The organism is Deltaproteobacteria bacterium (genome assembly GCA_021737785.1).
Classification (GTDB): Bacteria; Desulfobacterota; DSM-4660; order Desulfatiglandales; family Desulfatiglandaceae; genus AUK324.
Genome location: JAIPDI010000008.1, coordinates 18,593 through 33,899, shown reverse-complemented (window position 1 = coordinate 33,899; position 15,307 = coordinate 18,593). Strand labels below are relative to the sequence as shown.

The 15,307-nt window shown below is 50.4% G+C and carries 12 protein-coding genes and 1 pseudogene; 2 read left to right on the top strand and 11 right to left on the bottom strand.

The window, feature by feature from the left end; translation table 11 throughout:
- Positions 1 to 347: 347 nt before the first annotated feature.
- Complete coding sequence (locus K9N21_06025) at positions 348 to 1,415, bottom strand: TRAP transporter substrate-binding protein (protein ID MCF8143460.1); 1,068 nt, start codon at positions 1,413 to 1,415, stop codon at positions 348 to 350.
- A gap of 87 nt (positions 1,416 to 1,502) precedes the next feature.
- Complete coding sequence (locus K9N21_06020; GenBank protein MCF8143459.1) at positions 1,503 to 2,144, bottom strand: GntR family transcriptional regulator; 642 nt, start codon at positions 2,142 to 2,144, stop codon at positions 1,503 to 1,505.
- A gap of 277 nt (positions 2,145 to 2,421) precedes the next feature.
- Here K9N21_06020 and K9N21_06015 point away from each other — a divergent pair.
- Positions 2,422 to 2,820, top strand: a pseudogene (locus tag K9N21_06015) (site-specific integrase).
- Positions 2,821 to 3,076: 256 nt separating this feature from the next.
- On the opposite strand, the gene K9N21_06010 reads toward K9N21_06015, so the two are convergent.
- The 9 genes from K9N21_06010 to K9N21_05970 all read right to left on the bottom strand — a co-directional run bounded on the left by K9N21_06010 (position 3,077) and on the right by K9N21_05970 (position 12,324).
- The gene (locus tag K9N21_06010) at positions 3,077 to 3,892 is read right to left on the bottom strand and encodes an enoyl-CoA hydratase/isomerase family protein (protein ID MCF8143458.1); all 816 of its coding nucleotides are present in this window, start codon (positions 3,890 to 3,892) and stop codon (positions 3,077 to 3,079) included.
- A 44-nt stretch (positions 3,893 to 3,936) separates the two neighbouring features.
- Entirely contained in the window at positions 3,937 to 4,554 is a 618-nt protein-coding gene (locus tag K9N21_06005) for a TetR/AcrR family transcriptional regulator (GenBank protein ID MCF8143457.1), read from the bottom strand.
- Between the two features lie 40 nt (positions 4,555 to 4,594).
- Positions 4,595 to 5,638: a branched-chain amino acid ABC transporter permease gene (locus K9N21_06000; GenBank protein ID MCF8143456.1), complete on the bottom strand. Its 1,044-nt coding sequence runs from the start codon at positions 5,636 to 5,638 to the stop codon at positions 4,595 to 4,597.
- A gap of 22 nt (positions 5,639 to 5,660) precedes the next feature.
- Positions 5,661 to 6,560 (bottom strand): branched-chain amino acid ABC transporter permease, encoded by a 900-nt coding sequence (locus tag K9N21_05995; GenBank protein ID MCF8143455.1) that lies wholly within the window; start codon positions 6,558 to 6,560, stop codon positions 5,661 to 5,663.
- A gap of 140 nt (positions 6,561 to 6,700) precedes the next feature.
- A complete protein-coding gene (locus K9N21_05990; GenBank protein ID MCF8143454.1) occupies positions 6,701 to 7,906 on the bottom strand; it encodes an ABC transporter substrate-binding protein in 1,206 nt (401 codons plus the stop codon).
- Positions 7,907 to 7,983: 77 nt separating this feature from the next.
- Positions 7,984 to 9,810, bottom strand: a complete 1,827-nt coding sequence (locus tag K9N21_05985; GenBank protein ID MCF8143453.1) for an AMP-binding protein — start codon at positions 9,808 to 9,810, stop codon at positions 7,984 to 7,986.
- Entirely contained in the window at positions 9,785 to 10,582 is a 798-nt protein-coding gene (locus K9N21_05980; protein MCF8143452.1) for an ABC transporter ATP-binding protein, read from the bottom strand. The genes K9N21_05985 and K9N21_05980 overlap by 26 nt, the downstream gene beginning before the upstream one ends.
- Positions 10,579 to 11,373 (bottom strand): ABC transporter ATP-binding protein, encoded by a 795-nt coding sequence (locus K9N21_05975; GenBank protein ID MCF8143451.1) that lies wholly within the window; start codon positions 11,371 to 11,373, stop codon positions 10,579 to 10,581. Before K9N21_05975 ends, K9N21_05980 begins: the two co-directional genes overlap by 4 nt.
- A gap of 72 nt (positions 11,374 to 11,445) precedes the next feature.
- Complete coding sequence (locus K9N21_05970; GenBank protein MCF8143450.1) at positions 11,446 to 12,324, bottom strand: MaoC family dehydratase N-terminal domain-containing protein; 879 nt, start codon at positions 12,322 to 12,324, stop codon at positions 11,446 to 11,448.
- A gap of 739 nt (positions 12,325 to 13,063) precedes the next feature.
- Here K9N21_05970 and K9N21_05965 point away from each other — a divergent pair.
- Positions 13,064 to 15,046, top strand: coding sequence for a hypothetical protein (locus tag K9N21_05965; protein MCF8143449.1), 1,983 nt, complete (start codon positions 13,064 to 13,066; stop codon positions 15,044 to 15,046).
- The last annotated feature ends 261 nt before the right edge of the window (positions 15,047 to 15,307 follow it).

Below are 15,307 nucleotides of genomic sequence, written 5' to 3'. Positions count from 1 at the left end.
TCAATTAATGCGTAATGGTATTTGGGATTCCAGCAGTTTTGGTTCATAATGAGAACTCCAGCATCGCTGGCTGGAATAAATAGAGCCTTCTTTAAGTCTCACGCCAAAATGAGTGTCAAAATAAAGGAAATTGAAAGATTAAGGTGTACTAAAGTTTGCTCACTTATCTGTCAATATGCTCTTTGATGGCGATAAAGTGAGACTACCGTTGTTGTGGAATTGATGATAATCGTCCTTTCTGAAAAGGTGATTGGTCCCGCCAGGAGGCGGCTTTATGAGAACGGCTCCTGGCGGAAACCCAATGCCTATTTTTTTGTCAGAGCTGTGGGCCTGCTAGTCGAACCGTATCATTTAGTTTCAATCGAAAACTTCTGATTATATTTTTGGATGGCTTTCTTTGCCGCTTCCAAAAACTCTTTTGCAGGATATCCTTTCGCTTCCATAGCCTTCAGCCAGTCGTTGGTAACCGATGCAGATTGCTCCCCCCAACGCTTGCGCTCCTCAGGGCTAAGGTAAATCAGCTCCAAACCTTTCTGTTTTGCTAGTTCTCTGCCCACTATGTCAGCTTCATTCCAGGCCTTACCTACGATATCAGTTCCAACTGTTCCGCTGCACTCATCGATTACTTTTTGAAGGTCCTTGGGCAGACTATTGTATTTGGCCTTATTCATGGCTGCCCAAAACCATTGTACATACATATTCGCTACAGTAATATACTTTGTCACCTCATAGAGTTTAAACAATTTGGTAGCTTCAAGATCAAACACAGTGGCATCTATCGTTCCCTTGGATAAGGCGAGGTAGGTCTCAGGAGCTGTCAGTGTGACAGGAGAGCCGCCTAAGGCCTTTACTATATCTCCGATGCCGCCTGGAGCTCTTACAATTAACCCCTTTAGGTCTTCGAGGTTCCTAACTGGTTTTCTTGTGTAAATTTGACCTGGGCCTTGGGAAAACATGAATAGGAAATGCACATCATCATACTCCTTCCTCAGTTCCGGGAATTCCGCATAGAGATCCATCCACGCACGACTTGCGGCCCATGAAGATTCGGCTCCAAGAAAGGGAAGCTGCGTTGCTTCACTCAATGGGAAACGCCCTATGTAGTAAGGGCCTGGATCCCACGCAATGTCCACCGTCCCAGCCTTAACGGCATCGTACATTGTTCCCGGTTTTGCCAGAGCTCCACTTGGGTAGATATTGATGATTAGTCTCCCGTTGCTTTTTTCTTCAATCAGCTTCTTCCATGGCACTACTGCATTTTGATTGAACCATGATCCCTCTGGAAAAAGATGAGTGATACTCAACTCGATTGGTTTGTCTGATGCGAAAGTTGGGCTGGCAATCGAAGCCAGGGCAATAATAAATGCAAATGACACAATACTCCCGATACCAAATAAGTTTCCTTTCTTTCTCATGGCAACCTCCGCAAAATGCTTTTTCTGTTTGTATTCTTGGTTGATTATAAAATCAGCTAATTGACTTTGATCAATTAGTTGGTTGCATTAGAAGATGATGTGCTCTATCTTTGCAAAATTGTCTCTTGCCTGGTTGATATGCAGTTCTGTCAATCTCCTTATTTCCGAAACATCCCCAGATTTGTAAGCTAAAAGAATTTTCATGTGGCCAGCTACTGATTCTTGAGCACCCCCTGGTGCACTAAGGCCTATTGCTCTTAGCCACTGGAATTTGTCTACAATTCCTGAAATAACTTCAATAAACACTTTTGAATTAGTGGTTCGGTATAGAATTTCGTGAAACTCCGTCTCATAGCGAATGATATTCGGAAAATCGTTTTTTTTAATCCAATTCTGAGCGCTTTCTATGTTTTGCTCTAGCTCTGCGATGGTATTATCTGTAAGGCCTTTGAGGACAAGAGGGATGGCAAAATCCTCTATAACCTGTCGAATAGAGAAGTAGTCATAAGCTTCCTCTCTAGAGAGTTTGCGCACTATGTAGCCCAGTTTCTCGTCACATATGACTAACTTCTCATTTTGTAGCATTAATATAGCTTCTCGCACTGGCGTTCTGCCTATTTCTAAGTCTTTCGCGAGATCTGCCTCGAACAGTCTCTCGCCCGGTTTCAGTTTTAGGCAGACTATTTTTTCTTTTATTAGTTTATAGGCGTGTTGACGTAAAGTGCTCATAAAGTAGTTAATTACCTAAATATATTTCGTAATATATTGTAGCATATATTGCAGCGTATATAGATTGACGGCTATTGTCAAGGTAAAAATGCAAGGGAAGGCAGGATAATGGATGCGGGCTCCTTCAATTTGCCAAATGTTGCCATCTTATCCCAGGGTGGGACGGAAAACAGAGTTGGATTGTTTTCCAATGCCATGAAATGGGATGCTATTGGAAGGACAATCCTTGATAATGCAGCTCAAGAATTGATTCTTGAGAGAATTATAGGGTGAGGTCCTGAAGCTGAGGGCAATTGACGTCCATGACCGGAAACTGACGCTGAGGGACCCGAAAAGCGGCAAGGAACGGGAGTATATTTTCATCCCACAGAAAGTGGCTGACCGCCTCAAGGAATACATCAGGGACAACGGGATTCAGCCGGGCCAGAGAATTTTTCCCTTGTCCTACGAGGCCACACGGAGCATGGTGAAAAAGGCAGGCGAAAGGGTCGGGATTCGGCTCAGGCCCCATGATCTCAGGAGACATGCTGCGACATATGCGAGCCGCTCAGGTGTGCCCATCGAGATCGTGTAAAAAGTCATCTTACGGCATGCCAACCTGTCAACTACTCAAATTTACTTGGGAAAGGTGCCTGACACTGAGGCCATGAGGTGGATCGAGAACATCTATGCGTAACATAATGAGAAAGGGTGGAGGCTTGAATAGTCTCCATCCCCAGCTGCGCCAATTACTGAAATATGATCGGCCAATGCGCCATCAGGAAAATGGGTCGTATGTAGGCTCATTTCGAAAGGATCAAGCCAAAACATGAAGAAACTTGACATGGCAAACCCATCCTAATTATTATCCAATTTGTTCCCTGCTGATATCCGACCTTCCATATTCTTAGATGTTCAGTCTGCAAGACTTCTCCTCAAAGATGGCCGGATGATCAGGAAGACGGCAGATGGGGATGCTGATCCTTTTTGGGACCGAAGACAGGTGCTTTCTTGTTTAAAAAGGAGACTATGCCTTCTCTTGTTTCTCCTGTGTACACCAATCCCTTCATAAGTTCAGGCTCGCAGACAAACAGGTTCCCGAATCCTTCCATGGAAGCGGCCAGGGCGATCTTCTTGGTGATCCTAATACTGGTTGGACTCTTGGAAGCGATTTTGCTGACAAACGCATGGGTGGCTTCCATCAAGGAATCATTCGGGACTATTCTGTTTGCCAGGTGGAGTCGGTAAGCTTCCGGTGCCGGAACAGGCTCGCACGTCATGATGATTTCCATTGCCTTGGACGCTCCTACCATTCTGACGAGTCTTGGAGTACAACCCCAGGTGTAATAAGTCCCGATATTGGTCTCTGGAACAACGAAGTAGCTGTCCTCTGTCATAATCCGGAAGTCGCAGGCCTGGGCCACCGCCATCCCGGCCCCGCAGACGATCCCTCGCAGGGCCGCCACCGTGACCTGCTCCAGGTTTTCCAGACTACGCATCAGTTCGTGGCCGGCCAACTGCTGTATACGCGCTTCTTCCGGGTCGATGTCCCGGTCCCCGTACTCCTTGAGATCGACCCCTGCTGTGAAATGGCGTCCTTGTCCGGTCAGGATGACGAAACGCACGTGCCGATTGCTCCTGAGGCCGTGCCATATTTTAATGAGTTCATCTACCATCTTTTGATTGAAGAGATTCATCTCGGGCCGGTTGAGGGTCACGGTCAGAATTTCACCAATTTGCTCGCATTGGACTGTCTCGTAAGGAACCATTTTGTTCTCCACGGATGCATTTATGGGTTTTCTATACTTTTCTGTTATTCCGGGGACACAGACTTCCAGAACAGATTGAAGAAGCCGGGGATGGTGCTCACCAGGCTCCATTTCATCCCATGGTAATACCAGAGCTGTATCTGGCGATGGCAGAACATGAAATAGAGATCCATTATCTGGCCGGGTTTAATATGCGACGCGATCTCCCTGCGGTCATGACCATGCCGGGTGATCCTGGTCATGATATCGTGTGCGTCATTCCGACGGTAAGAGGCCTCTCTCATCCAAGTCCGCATCGGCACAGTGATAAATGCCGTAATAGCGACTCCAGGATTTTTGTCATAATAGTCCATGGTCACCCAGAAGACCTTTCTAAAAAGTTCCTTCGTGTTCTCGAGGCCCTCCAGATGCATCTTCATAAGTTCGCCTACCTCGCTAATCTTCTGATCCAATATGGTGAACAGGAGGGTCTCTTTGGAGGGAAAGTATTTGTAGACCGTGCTGAGGCTCAATCCGGAGATTTTACATATTTCCCTCATATTAACCTGGTGAAAATCGTTTCGGGAAAAGAGATCCAGAACCGCGGGATAAAGCCGGTCCCGCAGTTTGTCTGGCAGTTGGGGTAGCGGGCTTTTTTCTGAATGGTCCTTTGATTGGCTCACGGATTTCCCTTTGACTCCTATTGGCTAATAAACCCTTTTTTCAATAGGTATAGGGCCAGGCTTTCCAATACTTTTTGATCCGTAACCAGATGCCGAAAAGACCGGTCGGTTCAAAAATCAGAAACAGAATAATCACCAGGCCGTAACAACTGGCCTGGAGGTCTGCCATTCGCGTGACAAGCGAGGGGTAATCCTGACTCAGGGCATCTCTGAGCAGGCGTATGCCTTCCGGAAGCAGGGTGATAAAGATGGCGCCATAAATGGTGCCGATGATGGTGCCCACGCCGCCTACCAGACACATGGCCAGGTATTCTATGGTCATGAGAAAGGTAAAATGTTCAGGCCCGATAAAGGAGAGGGTCACGGCATACAGACTGCCTGCAATACCCGCATAGAAGGAACAGACCATGAATGAGAGAATCTTGTACCTGACCACATCAACACCGATAATTTCTGCGGCGATATCGTTGTCCCGGATGGCAATGAACGCCCGTCCCGCCTCTGTGCGAAACAGATTTCTCGCAAAGGTCGTGGCACAGACTGCCAGGAAGAGGATAAGAAAGTAGATCTTTCGATCCGAGTCAAACGCAAATCCAAAAAAAGAGGCCTCCGGAACCGTTATGCCGCCGGTGCCGTTGGTCATGCTGTCCCAGTGAATAATGGCGTATTCCACAATAAAGTAAAAGGCGAATGTGGCAATAGCCAGATAGAGGCCTCTCAGCCGCAGACAGGGGATGGCAATCACCAGACCGCTCAGGGCACTTACCAGACCGGCAATGGGAAAAGAGAGCCAGAACGGAAATCCCCACTTCACTGAAAGGATGGTGGAGGTGTAGGCTCCGATGGCGATAAACGCTGAGTGTCCCAGCGAGATTTGACCTGTATAGCCGGACAGGATATTAAGGCCCAGCGCCCCAATGACGGCAATGCCGCACAAATTAACGATATAGAGAAAATACTGCTCTACGACAAAAGGCAAAACAAGCAGACAGACCCCCAGCAGGCACAACCAGAATTGAATAAAGCCTGTCTGGAAAATCTTTATGTCGTCACGATAACACGTCTTGAACTGCCCGCTTCCCATATATCCTCTTGCCCTCGATGGTTTACACGCGAATAATCTCTTTTTTGCCGAAGAGGCCGTATGGCCGAATCATGAGCGTCATAAGCAGTACAAAAAAGGCCGAGAGCTCCTTAACCCCCGATCCAAAAATCTGGGAGAGATAGCCTCCGGCCAGGTTTTCGGTCAAGCCAACAATAAGCCCCCCCAGAATGGCTCCCCCGATGCTGTCGATACCTCCCAGGACCACGGCAGGGAAGACCTTGAGCCCGATAAGGCTCATATTGGTATCCAGATTTGACATGCTGGCGAAGAGGATCCCTCCGATGGAGGCCACCACCGATGCCATGACCCATGAGAGTGAAAAAACCTTTCGAACACTGATGCCCATGAGAAAGGCGTACTTCTGATTAAAGGCCGTGGCCCGCATGGCAACCCCGATCTTGCTGTATTTGAAAAAGAGGTAGCACATGGCAAAGAGTCCCATGACCGTTACGATGGTGGTGAGTTCTACAGGCAAGATCACAAGCTCGAAGAAGCGGAACGTCTGCTGCGAAAAGGGTGATGGAAAGACATATTGATCGTGCCCCCAGATCAGCCCCACCACACTTCGAAGAAGGGTGGAAAGCCCCACCGTGACCATAATCACGCTGAAAACCGTTTCTCCCACCAGGGGTCTGAGAATGGCCACCTCGATCAAAATGCCCAGGAGGGATGAAAATACCAGAGTGATCAGGAAGGCCGGAACAAAGGGAATCTGATAGCTCGAAACCAGATAGTAGCAGAAATAGGCCCCCAGCATCATCAGCTCGCCCTGGGCAAAATTCACCACATTGGTTGCCTTGTAGATCAGTACAAAACCGAGGGCCACAAGGCCATAGATGCTCCCGACAATCAGGCCGCTCAAAATCAATTGAAAAAAAATCTGAAGTTCTCCACCGTTCATAGGTTCTCATCCCCACCCGGAAGTCCCTGCCGGCGTCCAAAAACCAGGTCCTCGGTTATCTTTGGGTTGACAGGCTGTGTACTGCCTTGGTTCATATGGCTTCGGGGCCGACAGAAACATGCCAGGCCCCGAACACTTAATTACTCCTTGACGGCCGTCCAATCGCTCAGGGGGACAAAACATTTCTTTTCCAGGTCTCCCTTTGTCATTCGGGCGAATCCGGGCGATCCGTGGGAGGTGGCCGAGTAGGTAATGGGGCCCATCAGGCCTTCCGGATCAAAGTTCTTCAACGACTCCAGTGCCTTCACCAGGCCGTCCCGGGTCAGGTCTTTCCCGGCCCGCTTAGCACCCTCGGCAAAGACCATGGCATTGATCCAGCCATATACATAATAGGGATGAATCTTGGCTTCCGCGGGCATCCACTTGTCTCCGAAATATTTTTTAGATGCCGCTTCCAGACGCTTCATGCCTGGGATATCCTCTCCGGGCATGGCAAAGATGTTCACCACCAGCAGGTCTTTCCCGTATTCCCCTGCCAGTTGAAGCGTGATGATAATGCCTAGGGTGTTGGATCCGATAAATGTCGGTTTCCAGCCGAGCTTATGGGCTTCCTTCAAGAACATGGCGCCCGATTTAATAGCCGAGGCCACCAGTACCACATCAGGATCGGCCTTTTTAAGATTGATGGCCTGGCTCTTGAAATCAACGGCATCGTATTTGTAGGTCTCCACGGCAATGGGCGGGAGATCGTATTTTTTCCGCGCCATCTCCAGACCCTTCAGATGGTCTCTTCCCCAGTCATCATCCTGGCAGAACAGCGCGATTTTCGGTTTCTCCATGCCCATCTTGTTTCGAACATAGTCCACCACAAAAAGCGACTGATCCACATAGTTGGTCCCGACGGCAAAAACGTACTTTTTCAAGGGATCATACATGCTGGTGGCAAGGGCGCAGGCCGGGGCAATGGGGATCTTATCCTTTTTGGCAATGGGAAAAAGGGCCGTGCTGGGCGCCGTACCCCATGGAGAGACAAACGCGAAGATCCCGTCTTTGGCCATGAGTTTCTTTGCAGCGGCCACGGCCTTTGCCGGGCTGTAGGCACAGTCTTCCACAATGACCTCCACCTTTCGTCCGTGAATACCCCCCTTTTCATTCAGGTCATTGAAAAAGGAAACGATCCCATCCGCCATGCCCACGCCGCCAATGGCGGTAGGGCCCGTCAAGTCACTTACCACACCGATCTTGATGGCATCGTCGGTCACCCCAACCTCGGCGTGGATTCCCGCGCTCCAGAAGACTGCAACAATGGTCAGCAGGACACAAAACCCTTTTGCGATTCCTTTCATAATATCCCCTCCTTTTCAGATTACGATTTGGATCGACCGATCTATTGACCGAAAAAAACCATTCATCGCTTCTCTTATCACCTCCCATACATGGCATTGATGAGATCGCTGAACTTTCTCTCAACACTTTTGCGTCGAATCTTCATGGTGGCGGTTAATTCATCGTCATCATGATCCAGTTCTTTTTCAAGAAGGACAAATTTCTTAATGCCCTCCACGCGGGCGAATTCCTTATTGGCTTCCTCTACTTCCTGTTTAATGAGTTCAAATACGTCCCTGTGCCCAGCCAGGCTCCTAAAGGTGGTATAGGCGATCTTATGGTCCATGGCCCACTTGCTGACGGTGTCCAGTTCGATTTGAATGATGGCGGAGAGGTAGGGTTTTGCGTCCCCCACCACAATGGCCTGATTAATATAGGGGCTGCATTTGAGGCGGTTCTCGATTTCCGAAGGGGCGATGTTCTTTCCGCCGGCCGTGATGATGATGTCCTTTTTTCTATCGGTGATATAGAGATAACCTTCCCCGTCCAGAATGCCTACATCCCCGGTTCGCATCCATCCATCACTCATGACCGCTTCGGTGGATTCGGGTTCCTTATAATAACCGTTGAAGAGCGTATCGCCCCGGAACAGGATCTCCCCGTCTTCTGCCAGTTTGAAATCGACACCCGGCAGGGGTTTTCCCACCGACCCGACTTTTCTGTCACGGCCGTGGTGGATATGGGATACGCCCGAGCCTTCCGTCTGCCCGTAGACTTCAGTGATCCTGAGCCCCAGGGCTCGGTAGAATTTGAGAATTTCAGGGGAGATGGGGGCGGATCCGCTGAGGGCCAGCCGGACCCGAAGAAGTCCCATCTTGTCCAGAAGATACCGATACATACACAGGTGACCGAGTCTATAAAGCATCCTTTGCAGCAGGGAATACCTCCCCTTTTGGATCTCTTGCTCCACGATGTTCCGACCGATGGGAATCCAGAATGCGTAGGCCCGTCGCTTGAACCATGAGGCATCCTTCATGCGAATCTGAATGGCCGAATGCATCTTCTCCCAGATCCTTGGAACCCCCACAAAGATGGTGGGGGCGATTTCATAGAGGTTTTCCTGAATGGTCTCAAGACTCTCCGCAAAATTGACGGTGTATGCGGCATAAAGTGCCAGGACTACCGACATGAGCCTCTCAGCGATGTGGCACAACGGAAGATAGGAGACAGCCTCGTCCTCACTGGAAATAGGTGTCTCTTGTGAAAAAGCGGCTGCCAGGGAGAGAAGGTTTCTGTGGGTGAGCATGGCGCCCTTGGGCGGACCGGTAGTGCCCGAGGTATAGACCATGAGGGCCACATCCCGGGCCCGGGTTTGGGAGACAAGTTCCTCGAAGTATCCCGGTTTTTCCGAGGCCATGGCTTTACCCAGATCTTCCACCTGTTGAAAAGAGAGGACACGGGGGTCATCATAGTGTCGAAGGCCCTTCATATCGATGACGATGATCTTTTTCAACAGGGGGAGGGATTCCCCCACCTCCAAAACCTTGTCCGCCTGCTCCTGGTCTTTGACCACCACCATCACCGAATCGGAATGATCCAGCACATACAGCACCTGCCTGGGTGGGTTGGTGGCGTAAATGCCCACGGTCACGGCCCCGGCGGCCTGGGTTCCCAGGTCTGCATAGAGCCACTCCCTGCAGTTATCCCCAAGAATGGCCAGTTTGTCGTTCCGCTGAAGCCCAAGGGATAGGGCTCCAAGGCAGAAAAGCTTCACATGCTCGTAGTACTGATCCCAGGAGACTTCCTGCCAGACACCCAGGTCCTTTTCCCTCAGCCCCACCCGGTTTCCGTAGTACCGACGGTTGCGGGCCAAGAGACGGGGGAGGGTATCGTACGTATTAATGCTGTTCCGGTTTGATTCCATCTGCCTCTTCACCGAGATAGGCCTTGATGACCTCAGAGTCCCTGCCGATGGTTTCCGGATTTCCCTCGGCAATTTTCTCTCCGAAATTGATGACCAGAATGCGATCGGAGATATCCATGACCACCCCCATATCATGCTCTACAAGGAGGATCGTCATCCCGAACGTCTCGTTGATATCCAGGATAAATCGTGCCATGTCCTCGGTTTCCTCTATATTCATTCCAGAAACCGGTTCATCCAAGAGGAGCAGGCGGGGTTCCAGTGCAAGGGCGCGTCCCAGTTCCACCCGCCGCTGAATCCCAAAAGGGAGGGTGCCTACGAGCTTCTTCCGAACGCTTTCAATCTCGAGGAAATCAATCAGTTTTTCCACCGCCAAACGGGATGCCAGTTCTTCCCGGACGGCCTTACCCCAGAAGATCCCTCCCCGAATGACGCCGGCCTTGAGGGAGGGGTTCCGGCCCAGCAAAAGATTATCCAAAACAGTCATATTGCGAAACAATGCGATGTTTTGAAATGTACGGGCAATACCCTTCCGGGCAACCTTGTGGGGCCTCAGATGTGTGATCTCCTCCCCTTCAAAATAAATCCGACCCCGGTTCGGTCTGTAGATTCCGCTGATACAGTTGAATACCGTACTCTTTCCCGCTCCGTTCGGACCGATGAGGGCAAAAATCTCTCCTTCTTCCAGTTCAAAGGAGAGGTTCATTATGGCACTTACCCCGCCAAAGCACATGGAAAGGTCCGTCACTGCCAGTTTCGGCGGAGGAGTCATGAAAGCCACCTCTTCCTTTTCTTGTAGTGTTTCACCTGGCGGTAGCTCTTCTTGGCGCCTACCTCGGTGAGCCCCAGGTAGAATTCCTTCACATCTTCGTTTTGAATCAGTTTTTCACTGGGACCGTCCAGTACAATCTTTCCGCTTTCCATGATATAACCGTAGCTGGCGATGGTCAGCGCCATGTGCGCATTCTGCTCCACAAGGAGAATGGAGGCCTCTTCCTCTGCGGTGATCCTTTGCAGGATGCGGAAGATCTCAACTGCAATCTGAGGAGCCAGGCCCAGAGATGGTTCGTCCGACATGAGGAGGCCGCACCGGGTCATCAATGCCCTGCCAATAGCCAGCATCTGCTGTTCCCCACCGCTTAGATATCCGGCCATCTGCGACATCCGCCCGCGAAGGACCGGGAAATAGTCCAAGATCTTTTCCGTGTCCTGCTTCACCCGGGTCCCGTCCGAACGCGTATGGGCGCCTACGCGAAGGTTCTCCGCAACAGTGAGGTCATCGAAAATGCCCCTCCCTTCAGGGATCTGGACGATGCCCATGGAAACAACCCGCTCAGGCGCCACACCGGCGATGTCTTGACCATCAAATTCAATTTTTCCTTCGGTAAGTTCCCCATCCTCCAGTTCAAGGATATGACTGATAGCCTTGAGCACCGTGCTCTTGCCGGCCCCGTTAGAGCCCAAAAGCGCCACGATAGCCCGGTCGGGGACCTCAAAGGAGACGCCCCGGACCACCTTGATGACGTCATTGTAGACAACTTCGATGTTTTTTACAGAGAGCATGGCCTCTCCTGTCGCTGACACCAAGGTTGGATCCAAAACGTGCTGTTTTGAAACCCGGCTGAGACACTTCGATCAGTTTTTCACAAAAGCGTACCCATCGCTCAGGGCCTTTTGTCCCCGATCGTTGAGCACATCAAAATGGAGAGCCCTGCCGTTTTCCTGATCCACGACGCCCTGGAGTTGAACAATAATTACCGTTCCGGGAAAGACCATGTGGGAAAATCGACCGTAGAGGATCTTGAGCCTGAAAGAATCTCCTCCGACTTCCCTGTTGATCAGTACCTTCACCGCGTGAGCGAGTACGGCTGTTCCCTGTACGATAATCCCGGGAAGGCCGACTCCTGTCGCAAACTCTCGTGACGTATGGATGGGAAAGAAAATATTGCTGCAGCCATCATAGATATAGGTATGCATAGGGTCGATGAAAACCCGCTCCTGCCAAAGAGTCCTGGGATGATGCGGATTTTCAGGGATGGAGGGCAGAAGATCGACGACGTTCCCCTTATCTTCACACCGAACCCCTCTGAGAAGCGCCCCTGCAATCTCAGTAAAAACCGGTTGACCCGATGCATCGGTGGCATCCAGTCGCACGAACAGGGTGGTCCCGGACCTGTGCGGCAAGACGGCCGCGATCTTTCCGTTAATTGTCAGATGGTCACCCGGGCGGAGGGACCGGAGGAGGTGCAGGTATTCACTATAGTGGACTTGGGTATCAAGGACTTTACGGGGAAATATCTTGGCTTCGAGGTATTCGGAGAGGTTTCCCATGACAGGCCATGTAATGGCAGCGCATGATAGAGGGTGCCCGATAATGCCCTCCCGGGTCTGGTCGTCAAAGTAAATGGGATTGTCATCGTGGATGGCCGCCGCATAGTTCATGAGATGGCGCCACGATACCTCTGCATGATACGGCGCCAGGCATGTACCCACAATGGAAGAGCTGAGTTCCATCTTCTGTACCCTCGAATCAGGGATCTTCCTGTCTCAGGTCAAGATAAAAACATTGTTTCGATTTCCTGTCAAGAAAAAAACGATGTTTCGAAAATTTTTTGGTCGCAGCGGGATAGGGATAAAGATCGGAACCAGCCTCATTCTTGAAACCCAACTATAATAAGAATAAAGCCCGGATCATGCAGAACAAGGTGAACATGGTTCCCTTTCATTAAAGAAATACTTCAGAGAATATCGTATGTTATATTGCATGCAAACGTGTTCCATGGTAGGGTGCTCACAATTTACTTGAGCCAGGCCCTTTATCTGAATGTCTCGTCCATCACATGCTTCCACCACGTGCAACATATTCTGCAGACTTGGCCTGATCTTTTCGTTCAGTGGTATAACGAAAAGCATTTATACTGTTCAATCCGCTTTGTAAACCCGAGCGATCGGCACTACGGTCGAAGGGCACATCTCTTGGAAAAAAGGCAAAGGATGCATAGGGAAGCCGGGTGTCGTTTCCCGATCCGATGGGTTAGGAAAACCCACAAACTGGAACCTGATACAGGAGGTCATACGTAATCCCGAAAAAACTCAGAAGACAAAAAAGATGGACACGAAACAAGCAGCGCAAAAATGCATTTTCAGGTGACCGCCACTTTGACACCCGCCGGAAGGATTGGCAGATAAGGTAGAAGCCGTAGCCTGGCTTCTGCTGTTTATTTTTTTAATCCCATCAGCGAAGGAGGAAAAAATGAAAAAAATATTCACATTCATGTATATCGCCTTGTCCATCGGTATTTTTGTCGGCGTTTGCCATGGATCCGGAGATGCGGTTCGTATTGATGTGATGACCGACAAAACGGTTTACCGTTCATGGGGGGATCTCCTGACACTGTCGGTATCCGTGGCCAATCTGGCTGAGCCGGTGACCGCGGATGTTCATATCGGCATCATTGCGCCCGGTGGCGAGCCGATCTATGAATGGCCGGACTGGAACACAACCCTTACGCCGGGAGTTGTCAGCTTTACCGTGCCGTCGGGCGGGTTTCCGTTATTCGAGCTTTTTTCCATCCCCATTAGGGCGAACACCATTCCATTTACGGAGCCCGGTACATATATGATTTTCATTGCATTGACACAGCCGGGTACGCTGGATTTCATTGGTGATTTCGGTTTTACGGAAATTGAGTTGGTCTCTCAGGAGGGGCTTCGCACCACGGAGACCTTCATGGTCATGCCCGCTGTCAGTACGAATAATCTGTTCCAAGGTATTGCTATTCCCCAAAATCCCGGCATGGCGGAAAACAATTTCAATGGCGGTCATCAGGACAGTTATTGTTCCGACAGCGTCGGTCTGTCCGGACCGACCGATAAAAAGCTTGAGGTGATCACCCAATTCAATCCCTATGGTTTTACGCCGATTATGGCCTGCAACAAAAACAATCAGATAACCGGCGTTGCTTTTTCATATGCCGACCAGGCATATCGATTGATCGTGTTTGACAAGGATCTGCGTATCCTTTCCGCTACTAAAACGGCTGATTTTGTTGCCAATTCTTTTGGCGGGGGCTATTTTTTCATGGATAAGGACGACCATTCGGTTGTGGTCGGCGACAACAGGATTAAGTGCTTTCCAACGGCCGATGTTGAGAAAAAAGACAGCGTGTATGAACTGACGCCCATATGGGTCAGTGACGATATCGTTCAATTGGTGACGCAATCGGAGGCTCCCAATAGTTTGTATGCAACCTTGCCCGTTTGGAATTCGGAAAGGCCCAATGTATACTGGTGCCTGCTGGCGGGGCATTACAGCACGGACAACAACACACTCACATCACCCGCCTATATGGCCGTGGTGGAAATCGTGCCGGATGCGACCAAACTCAAAGGCTGTCGGACCGTGCTGCTGGACAGACTGTCGCTGCCCGGGCAGTGGAACAACAATACCTTTGCCGTCGATGAGCAGGGCGCATATTTTGTTACCAACGGCCTGGACGAACAGGGGGTGTGCAACCAGGGATATTTGTATGCGGTGGCTTTTGATGATCAAACCGGCAACATTGAGACGCGCTGGCGTTATCCTTATCGCAATAGCGGGTTTTTGAAATCCGGTTCCAAAAATATCGGTTCCGGCACCACGCCGACCATCATGGAGGATGCGGCCGGGAATAAACTGATTGCCATCGTCGACAATGATTACCCGCAGATCAATGTGGTGGCGGTAAGCCATTCGGGCGCCCCGGTTGCCCAGGTTCCGGTTTTTCCGGATATGCGCGGTACCGCTGAGGCGTCGGTGATCGGGGTCAACCGCTCTATCATGGTGGAAAACAATTTCGGCCATACCACGGATGTGCCGTGGTCCCAGTGGGTCGCCAATGAGCCGGGGCTGGCCTTGATCCAACTCGACACCACCAGTGTCCAGCCTTGGGCCGGAACGGTGTGGGAAAATGATCATACCAGTTTTTTTGCCATGTCCATGCTGGCACGGGAAAGCGGCATCATATTTGCGCATACCGGAGAATGGGATGACGACATTTCAGCAACGGAGGGCGGTACGTATTTTATCTCCGCCATCGATTCATGGGATGGTCGCACGATCTGGAAAATCCCTCTGGGCCGCGGGTGGGAATATTGCCATGAATTCGGCGGCATCTATTTCAACCGGGATGGCAGTTTGTATATGGGAACCAATTCCTACTTGGTTTCAATCAGGAACCATCCCCAGTCTGACTAACCCGAGGCGAATACTCCAACCAGGTCTTTTCCCATCGAGCAACTTGAGCCCAGGTTGCTCTTTGGGATAAGCCCCAGGAAAATGATGAGGTGTCATACAAGCACTTTGCAAAGGGTTTCGGGGAGTCAGCTCGGGAAGAGAGTCGAGGCGACTTTGTGGAAATTATGCGAGATGAAGACAGGTAAGGTCTGGGGGGATGTCGGTAATGGATAAAATGACTCAGCGGTCTGGTGGATCATTGGAAGCGGTTTCCCCTGAAGA

Bases quoted from the DNA above. Each gene is read 5' to 3' on its own strand.
- K9N21_06025 (MCF8143460.1), bottom strand. From the start codon at position 1,415: ATGAGAAAGAAAGGAAACTTATTTGGTATCGGGAGTATTGTGTCATTT.
- K9N21_06020 (MCF8143459.1), bottom strand. From the start codon at position 2,144: ATGAGCACTTTACGTCAACACGCCTATAAACTAATAAAAGAAAAAATA.
- K9N21_06010 (MCF8143458.1), bottom strand. From the start codon at position 3,892: ATGGTTCCTTACGAGACAGTCCAATGCGAGCAAATTGGTGAAATTCTG.
- K9N21_06000 (MCF8143456.1), bottom strand. From the start codon at position 5,638: ATGGGAAGCGGGCAGTTCAAGACGTGTTATCGTGACGACATAAAGATT.
- K9N21_05995 (MCF8143455.1), bottom strand. From the start codon at position 6,560: ATGAACGGTGGAGAACTTCAGATTTTTTTTCAATTGATTTTGAGCGGC.
- K9N21_05990 (MCF8143454.1), bottom strand. From the start codon at position 7,906: ATGAAAGGAATCGCAAAAGGGTTTTGTGTCCTGCTGACCATTGTTGCA.
- K9N21_05985 (MCF8143453.1), bottom strand. From the start codon at position 9,810: ATGGAATCAAACCGGAACAGCATTAATACGTACGATACCCTCCCCCGT.
- K9N21_05980 (MCF8143452.1), bottom strand. From the start codon at position 10,582: ATGACTCCTCCGCCGAAACTGGCAGTGACGGACCTTTCCATGTGCTTT.
- K9N21_05975 (MCF8143451.1), bottom strand. From the start codon at position 11,373: ATGCTCTCTGTAAAAAACATCGAAGTTGTCTACAATGACGTCATCAAG.
- K9N21_05970 (MCF8143450.1), bottom strand. From the start codon at position 12,324: ATGGAACTCAGCTCTTCCATTGTGGGTACATGCCTGGCGCCGTATCAT.
- K9N21_05965 (MCF8143449.1), top strand. From the start codon at position 13,064: ATGAAAAAAATATTCACATTCATGTATATCGCCTTGTCCATCGGTATT.